Origin of the sequence: Sphingopyxis sp. (genome assembly GCF_035998905.1) — a bacterium.
Lineage (GTDB): Bacteria > Pseudomonadota > Alphaproteobacteria > Sphingomonadales > Sphingomonadaceae > Sphingopyxis.
Genome location: NZ_DASYHG010000030.1, coordinates 216,288 through 224,782, shown reverse-complemented (window position 1 = coordinate 224,782; position 8,495 = coordinate 216,288). Strand labels below are relative to the sequence as shown.

Below are 8,495 nucleotides of genomic sequence, written 5' to 3'. Positions count from 1 at the left end.
GCCATGGCGCCGCCGCGCATCGAAAAGATCATCACCGCGCTCGATGTCGGGTCGTGGAAGGTGTGCGCGCTGATTGCCGGGCAGACCGCCGACGGCCAGCTCCATGTGCTCGGCACCGGCCAGCGCGAAAGCCGCGGCGTCCAGCGCGGCTATGTCGCCGACATGGAGCAGACCGAACATATCGTGCGCGAGGCGATCGAGCAGGCCGAGCGGATCGCGGGGCTCAATATCGACGACGTCTGGGTTGCCTTTTCGGCAGGCGGCCTGATCAGCGACGTCGCGCCGATCGAAAGCGAGCTTGGCGGGCACCGGATCGAAAAGGAAGATGTCGACGACCTGCTCGCCGCGGGCCGCGCCGGCATCGATCCCGAAGGCCGCATGATCCTCCACGCGCAGCCCGCGCTCTACACGCTCGACGGGCTCAACGGGGTGAAGAACCCCATCGGGCTCCACGCCGACCGGCTCGGCGTCGATATCCACATCATCATGGCCGACGGCGCGCCGGTACGGAACCTCGAGGCCGCGGTGCGGCAGGCGCATCTCGACGTCAACGCGGTCGTCGCCTCGCCGATCGCGGCGGGGCTGGCCTGTCTTTCCGACGAGGAGCGCGACCTCGGCGTCGCGCTCGTCGAACTCGGCGCGGCGGTCACCACCGTTTCGCTCTATGCCGGCGGTATGCTCGTCGAGATGGCATCGCTGCCCTTCGGCGCGAGCGATATCACCGACGACATCGCCTCGGCCTTCGGCATCCGCCGCAGCCAGGCGCAGCGGCTCCAGAGCTTCTATGGCTCGGCGTCCGCCAGCCCGCGCGACAATAACGAGATCATCGAACTCGAACCCGGCGCGCCGACGAACGGCGATTCCCCGCGCATTACCCGCGCGCAGCTCGTGTCGGTGATCCGCCAGCGGCTCGACGCGATGATGGGGGAGATCGGCCGGACGCTGAAGGACCTGCATTTCGTCGGCCCGATCGGGCGCCAGGTCGTGCTCGTCGGCGGCGGCGCCGACCTGAAAGGGATCGCCGACTACACGCAGGTCGCGCTCGGCCGCGCCGCGCGCGTCGGGCGGCCGCGCGGCTTGCACGGCCTGCCCGATGCGCATAGCGGCCCCGCTTTCGCGACGCTCGCAGGTCTGGTTCTCTACGCCGCGTCTGACCCCGTCGACCTTCGCGACCTGCCGATGATGGCACAGGATGTGTACAAGCCGGCGGGGACTTCGATCCTCCACCGCCTCATGGCGGCTCTGAAGAGCAGTTTTTGAATGACACGCGACGAAAAGGTTAATTTTTTGGGTGATTCCCACGTCACAATAGTGCAATGCGGATGCAGAAAACCGGGCGGACGGACTACCGCCCGGTCGGGTCGCAAGGTTGGGGAAGCGGCACCTGTCCGCCGCTGCAGGGAGACTATTTGATGAGCATCAATATTGGCCCGCCGCAGGTCGACGAGCTGAAGCCGCGCATCGCGGTGATCGGCGTCGGCGGCGCGGGCGGCAATGCCATCGCAAACATGATCGCGGCACGCGTCGAGGGCGTCGATTTCGTCGTCGCGAACACCGACGCGCAGGCGCTGAACGCTTCGCCGGCCGAACGGCGCATCCAGCTGGGGACGCAGATCACCCAGGGGCTGGGCGCGGGTTCGCGGCCCGAGGTCGGCCGCGCCGCCGCCGAGGAAAGCATCGCACAGGTCGAAGAGGCGCTGAACGGCGCGCATATGTGCTTCGTCGCGGCCGGCATGGGCGGCGGCACCGGCACCGGTGCGGCGCCGGTGATCGCCAAGGCGGCGCGCGACCGCGGCATCCTGACCGTCGGCGTCGTGACCAAGCCCTTCACCTTCGAAGGCAACCGCCGGATGCGCTCGGCCGAAGCCGGTATCGCCGAGCTGCAGGACCATGTCGACACGCTGATCGTCATCCCGAACCAGAATCTCTTCCTCGTCGCCAACCCGAACACGACCTTCAAGGAAGCGTTCACGATGGCCGACGAAGTGCTCCAGCAGGGCGTGCGCGGCATTACCGACCTGATGGTCATGCCCGGCCTCATCAACCTCGACTTCGCCGACGTGCGCAGCGTGATGCGCGAAATGGGCAAGGCGATGATGGGCACCGGCGAAGCCGAAGGCGACGGCCGTGCACTCGAAGCTGCCCAGAAAGCCATCGCCAACCCGCTGCTCGACGGCGTGTCGATGGCGGGCGCGAAGGGCGTCATCATCTCGATCACCGGCGGCGAGGACATGCGCCTGATGGAAGTCGACGAGGCCGCGAACCACATTCGCGAGCTGGTCGATCCCGACGCCAACATCATCTGGGGCAGCGCCTTCAACGACAATCTCGACGGCAAGATCCGCGTGTCGGTGGTCGCCACCGGCATCGACGGCAGCGGCGAAGCGGCAGCACCGGCATCGCCCGCGGCGCGCAGCTTCTCCTTCGCCCCCGCGCGTGCGGCAGCGCCCGCGCCGGTGGCCGAAGAGGTTGTCGCACCCGTGGCCGAAGAAGAGCCTTTCGTCGCAGCGCCGGCACCCGAAAGCCATGATCCGGCTCCCGGCTTCTCGCTCGGTGATACGCCCGAGCCCGAGGCTCCGGTTGCCGAGGAAGAGCCGATGGAATTGTCGCAGGTCGCCGCGACCTATGACGATACGGCCGACGAACTCGTGCTCGGTGCGCCCGAAGCACCGGTTGCCGATTATCGCTCGGCTCCCGCTGCGGAACCTGCACCGGCAGACGAATCGCCGGCACGGTCGGTTGGCGGCGGCACCCTGTTCGAACGCATGTCGCGGCTGTCGCGGGGCGCATCGGCGCCCGAAAGCGATGACGGCGGCAAGGAAGACGGGGTCGATATCCCGCGCTTCCTCGGGCGTCAGAACAACCAGTAACAGGGTATCGGGCGGCCGCCCGCCGGGCACGGCAGGCCGGGAATCGGGATGATTTGCCCATGCGGCAAGTGAAAATGACGGCGAAGCCGGCGCGCGCGCGATATATGGCCTGCGCGCTCGGCGCGCTGTTGCTCTCGGGCACCGGACTGGCGCCCGTACAGGCGATGCAGGTGACGCCGCCCGACGCGGCGACGAAAGCCGCGATGCAAAAGCGGACGGCGGCGCGCACCTTGCTGTCGTCGTCGCTCGCGCGGATCGCGTCGAACAACAGCGACACCTCCGCGCTGCTCGATGCGGGCCGCGCGTCGATCGACCTGGAGGATTATCGCGCCGCGGTGGGTTTCCTCGTTCGTGCCGAACAGGCGAACCCGCGCGACGGCGCGGTCAAGGCCGCGCTGGGATCGGCGATGGTCCATATGGAAAATCCGACACGCGCGCTCGATTATTTCGGCGAAGCGCAATTGCTCGGCGCCTCCGAGCGACTGTTCCTCGCCGACCGCGGCCTCGCACGCGACCTGCTCGGCCAGCAGGACGCGGCGCAGCGTGACTATCAGCTCGCCTTGTCGATTTCCCCCAATGACGAACTGACGCGGCGTTACGCGCTGTCGCTCGGGATCAGCGGCGACGCCGACCGCGCGATCGCGATGCTGACGCCGCAGCTCCGCGCGCAGGATCGCAGCGCATGGCGGCTGCGTGCGATGATCCTCGCGATGAACGGGCGCGATGGCGAGGCGACCGAGATCGTCAACGCGACGATGCCGCCCGCAATGGCGCAGAATATCCTGCCTTATCTGACCCAGATGGACCGGCTCAATCCGGCGCAGCAGGCCGCCGCGGCGCATTTCGGTCGCTTCCCGAACGGGCAGCTCGGCCCTAAACGCAAGCCGGTGCAGGTCGCCGCCGCCGTGCCGCCGCCCCCTCCGCCCGCCGAGACCGGCAAGCGCCCGGCGGCGAGCGGCAAGCGGCAAGTGATCGCTTGGGCGACGCCCGCACCCACACCCACACCCACACCCGCGACGCGCAAACCCGACCCGGCACCGGTGACGCGGCCGCCCGCTGCGGCGCCGAGCGCGGTTGCACCGGCCGCCGCGACATCGACCCCGCCGGGGTGGGCAGCGGCAGGCCCGCCGGTCCTGCAGTCGCCGTTCCGACAGACGATACGCACGACGGCGGCATCGCCTCCGCCGACTGCGCCGCAGCCCGGCACGCCGGTTCCTGTTCCCGCTCCTGCGCCTGTCGCTGCGGTTCCGGCCGCGCCCGAACCGATTGGCGCTGCCGTCGACGCGAACAAGGGGCCGGTCGGCCCGGGCTTTTCGATCGCCGACATGGGCCGCTCGTCCGCCGCTGTCTCGACCCCCGCGCCGTCGCCCGTCACGATTGCGGCCGCTCCGTCCGCTCCGCCGGCTGAAACCGTTGCCTCTGCTGCCCCAGCTACCGTCGCCGCGGCCCCGCTCGCATCGCTAGCCGACATTGTGGGGTCGATCGAAATCCCGGCCGAGGAACTCGCGCGGCCCGACAATGCGATCGGTGCCGACACGCTGGCGAAACTGCTCGACGACAAGCGCAAGGCCGAAGCCGCCGAGGCAGCGAAGCGCGAGAAGGACGCCGCCGCAGCGAAACTGAAAGCCGAAGCCGACGCCAAGGCGAAGGAAGAAGCCGCCGAGAAAAAGGCCAATCCCGCGCGGATCTGGGTCCAGGTCGCGACGGGCGCCAATGCGAAGGCGCTTGCGACCGACTTCGGAAAGTTCGCAAAGAAAAGCCCTGCGGTCTTCAAGGGCAAGGCGGGCGCGACGACCGAATGGGGCAAGACCCGCCGCCTCCTCGTCGGTCCGTTCAAGGATCGCAAGGCCGCGCAGGACTGGCTTGCCGATTACAAGAAAGCGGGCGGCGACGGCTTCCTCTTCAACAGCGAGGCGGGCCAGTCCGTCGATCCGGTCAAGTGAGCGTTGCCGCTTGTGCCAGCGATCCCGCGCGCAGCCGCGGGCGGCGTCATGACGAGCCCGGCCGTGTCGTGCGCGGGCCGCGCGACGTGTTCCAGCGCGACCGCGACCGCATCATCCATTCGATCGCCTTTCGCCGCCTGCGCCACAAGACGCAGGTGTTCGTCGCCCCCGACGGCGATCATTATCGCGTCCGCCTGACCCACAGCATCGAGGTTGCGCAGATCGGCCGCGGCATCGCGCGCGCGCTCGGGCTCAACGAGGACCTCACCGAGGCATTGTGCCTTGCGCACGACATCGGGCATCCGCCTTTCGGCCATGCGGGCGAGGATGCGCTGAAGGCGGCGATGGCGGCGCATGGCGGCTTCGACCATAATGGCCATACGCTGCGCACATTGGCGCGGCTCGAATGTCCCTATCCGCGCTTCGACGGGCTCAACCTGACCTGGGAAACGCTGGAGGGGCTCGCCAAGCACAACGGGCCGGTGACGAACCCCGGCTGGGCGCTTGCCGAGATCGACGGCGATTTTTCGCTCGACCTCGGCAGCCATGCCAGCCTTGAGGCGCAGATCGCGGCGGTCGCCGACGATATCGCCTATGATAATCACGATATCGACGACGGGCTGCGCGCGGGCCTGCTCGACCTCGACCAGTTGATGGAACAGCCCTTTGTTGCCGCCAATTATCGCGCGGTCGAGGGACGCTTTCCGGGCGCACCGCGCGACCGGCTGCTGCGCGAACTCGTCCGCGATCAGATTGGCGTGATGGTCAACGACGTGATCGCCGCGACCACGGCCCATGTCGCCGATGCCGGTGTGGCGAGCGTCGAGGAGGTCCGGGCGGCCGGCCGTGCGCTCGGCGGCTTTTCGGCGGGCCTCGCGGCGGAAGAGCGCGAGCTCAAGCGCTTCATGTACGCCAATCTTTACCATCATCCCGAACAGGTCGCCGCCGCCGAGGGAGCAAACCAGGTCGTCGGGCGGCTGTTCGCGGCCTATGCCGACGATCCGCGCCTGATGGGTGCGGACTGGTCCGCGCGCGTGCCGCAGGAAAATTGCGCGACAGTGCGCCATATCGGTGATTATATCGCTGGCATGACCGACCGCTTCGCCATCGACCGCTATGCGGATATCTTCGGCCGCGACGCGGTGCCCGACGCGCTGGCGCATGCCTGACGCGCTGATCGTCGGCGCGACGGGGCTCGTCGGGCGCGCGGTGATCGAACATTTCGGTTCCAATCCCGTCACCGTGCTTGCGCGCCGCGAAATCGAAGGGTTGGCGACGCAGCACAAGCAACTGGTCGCCCCTTCGGACCGCTGGGGCGATATCATCGCCGCCGAAAAGCCAGCCGTCCTCATCTCCTGCCTCGGCACGACGATCCGGCAGGCGGGATCTCAGGCCGCCTTTCGCGCCGTCGATCATGATCTCGTCCTCGCCGCGGCGCGCGGGGGCAGGGCAGGCGGCACGCGGCACATGATTTCGGTCAGCTCGGTCGGGGCAGCTGCGAAAAGCTCCAATTTCTACCTCCGCACCAAGGGCGAGACCGAAGACGGCCTGCGCGCGCTCGGCTTCGAGCGGCTCGACCTGATCCGCCCCGGCCTGCTGCGCGGGGACCGGCCGGGGCCGCAGCGATTGGGCGAAGGGCTGGCGACGATCGCGGCGCCGCTGACCGACGCGCTGCTTCACGGATCGTTTCGCCGCTACCGCTCGATTTCGGGCGATACGGTCGCGGCGGCGATCGCCCGGCTCGCGCGCCAGGGTGGTTCGGGCGTGCATATCCACGAAAACGACGCAATCCGCGCGCTGGCCGATTGACTCCGTAAAGGGGCAGCGCCAAGGCTCGCAGCGTCTGTCGGGTCTCCCTCAAGAGATTCGACCGGCCGCGCGGGAGAGCGTGAGGGCAGGGCAACCGGCGCCTCACCACCGAAGGAGCAACCGCCCCGGAAACTCTCAGGTCAAACGGACCGCGCAGGCTGGAACGGACACTCTGGAAAGCGTTCCGGTCGTTTCGCCGGAACCACCGAAGGGGTAACTCCGTCTTTTGATGGAGGAAAACTCTCAGGTTCCCGTGACAGAGGGGGCATGGCGAAGGGCGCGGCGATGGGCCGCGCATACGCCGTGCAACCGCGGGAGACTGGCATGACCGACACGGAATTCACAGGCGACGAAGCGGCCATCGAGACCGCGACGCTGCCGCTCGACGCCTGGCACCGCGCCAAGGGTGGCCGGATGGTCGAATTCGCCGGTTACTGGATGCCGATCCAGTATGAAGGCATCATGGCCGAACATCTGTGGACGCGCGAAAACGCCGGCCTGTTCGACGTCAGCCATATGGGGCAATTGTCGCTGTCGGGCGACGGCGTTGCCGAAGCGCTCGAAACGCTTGTCCCCGGCGACATCTCGGCGCTCAAGCCCGGCCGGATGCGCTATTCGCTGCTGCTGGGCGAAGACGGCGGCATCCTCGACGATTTGATGATCACCAACGAGGGCGACCAGTACGGCATCGTCGTCAACGGCGCGGTGAAATGGGAAGATATCGGGCATCTGCGCGAAAATCTGCCCGACGACATCACGCTCAACCACAATGAGGATTACGGCCTGCTCGCGCTGCAGGGGCCGAAGGCGGTCGATGCGCTGGCGCGGCTGGTGCCCGAGGCCGCGACCCTCGTCTTCATGCAGGCGGCCCGTGCAACGTGGCAGGGGCACGCGATCGCGCTCAGCCGTTCGGGCTACACCGGCGAGGACGGCTTCGAGATTTCGCTGCCCAACGAAGCGCTGACCGCCTTCGCCGACGCGCTCTGCGCGATGGAGGAAGTGAAGCCGATCGGGCTCGGCGCGCGCGATTCGCTGCGGCTCGAGGCGGGCCTGCCGCTCTACGGCCACGACCTGACCCCCGCGATCGATCCCGCCGAAGCCGACCTCGGCTTTGCGATCAGCAAACGCCGCCGCGCGGAAGAGAATTTCCCCGGCGCAGCACGCATCCTCGGCCATCTCGAAGACGGCCCGCCGCAAAAGCGCGTCGGGCTGCTCGTCGACGGTAAGCTGCCGGTGCGCGAGGGCGCGAAGCTGTTCGACGGCGAAGACGAGATCGGCGTTGTGACGTCGGGCGGTTTTGCGCCGAGCGTCGGTGCGCCGATCGCGATGGGCTATGTTCCGACGGGCCTGTCGGCGCCCGGCACCGCGGTCGCCGCCGAGGTGCGCGGCAAGCGCGTGCCTTGCACCGTCGCCGCCATGCCCTTCGTTCCGCATAATTATGTTCGTAAAACAGGAGGTTGACTGATGCCGCGTTATTTTACCGAAGAGCATGAGTGGATCGACGTCGACGGCGACGTCGCGACGGTCGGCATCACCGACTTCGCGCAGGGCCAGCTTGGCGACATCGTCTTCGTCGAGGTCCCCGACACCGGCGCCGAACTCAGCAAGGGCGGCGACGCCGCGGTCGTCGAATCGGTGAAGGCGGCAAGCGACGTCTACGCCCCCGTCGACGGCACCGTGACCGAAGGCAATGGCCAGCTCGAGGAAGATCCCGCGCTCGTCAATTCGGACCCCGAGGGCGAAGGCTGGTTCTTCCGCATGACGCTGGCCGACAAGAGCCAGCTCGACGGCCTGATGGACGCCGCCGCTTACAAGGTCTTCTGCGACACCCTGTAACCGATCGCCCCTCCCGCGGGCGGGAGGGGGAGGGATG

Annotated in this window: 7 protein-coding genes and 2 riboswitches; all 7 genes read left to right on the top strand. The window is 68.2% G+C overall.

Annotation, left to right across the window (positions count from 1 at the left end; all coding sequences use genetic code 11):
* Positions 1-3 precede the first annotated feature (3 nt).
* The 7 genes from ftsA (at position 4) to gcvH (ending at position 8,458) form a co-directional block, all read left to right on the top strand.
* A complete protein-coding gene (gene ftsA / locus VGN62_RS20570; RefSeq protein WP_327457459.1) occupies positions 4-1,260 on the top strand; it encodes a cell division protein FtsA in 1,257 nt (418 codons plus the stop codon).
* Between the two features lie 152 nt (positions 1,261-1,412).
* Positions 1,413-2,870 (top strand): cell division protein FtsZ, encoded by a 1,458-nt coding sequence (gene ftsZ / locus VGN62_RS20565; protein WP_327457457.1) that lies wholly within the window; start codon positions 1,413-1,415, stop codon positions 2,868-2,870.
* 74 nt (positions 2,871-2,944) lie between these two features.
* Positions 2,945-4,813: an SPOR domain-containing protein gene (locus tag VGN62_RS20560; protein WP_327457455.1), complete on the top strand. Its 1,869-nt coding sequence runs from the start codon at positions 2,945-2,947 to the stop codon at positions 4,811-4,813.
* On the top strand, positions 4,810-5,982 hold the full coding sequence (locus tag VGN62_RS20555; protein ID WP_327457453.1) for a deoxyguanosinetriphosphate triphosphohydrolase: 1,173 nt from the start codon (positions 4,810-4,812) through the stop codon (positions 5,980-5,982). The genes VGN62_RS20560 and VGN62_RS20555 overlap by 4 nt, the downstream gene beginning before the upstream one ends.
* A complete protein-coding gene (locus VGN62_RS20550; protein ID WP_327457451.1) occupies positions 5,975-6,622 on the top strand; it encodes an NAD-dependent dehydratase in 648 nt (215 codons plus the stop codon). Before VGN62_RS20555 ends, VGN62_RS20550 begins: the two co-directional genes overlap by 8 nt.
* 60 nt (positions 6,623-6,682) lie before the next feature.
* A riboswitch (glycine riboswitch) is annotated at positions 6,683-6,784 on the top strand.
* Positions 6,785-6,892: riboswitch (glycine riboswitch) on the top strand.
* 54 nt (positions 6,893-6,946) lie between these two features.
* Positions 6,947-8,083: a glycine cleavage system aminomethyltransferase GcvT gene (gene gcvT, locus VGN62_RS20545; protein ID WP_327457449.1), complete on the top strand. Its 1,137-nt coding sequence runs from the start codon at positions 6,947-6,949 to the stop codon at positions 8,081-8,083.
* A gap of 3 nt (positions 8,084-8,086) precedes the next feature.
* Complete coding sequence (gene gcvH / locus VGN62_RS20540) at positions 8,087-8,458, top strand: glycine cleavage system protein GcvH (protein WP_327457447.1); 372 nt, start codon at positions 8,087-8,089, stop codon at positions 8,456-8,458.
* The last annotated feature ends 37 nt before the right edge of the window (positions 8,459-8,495 follow it).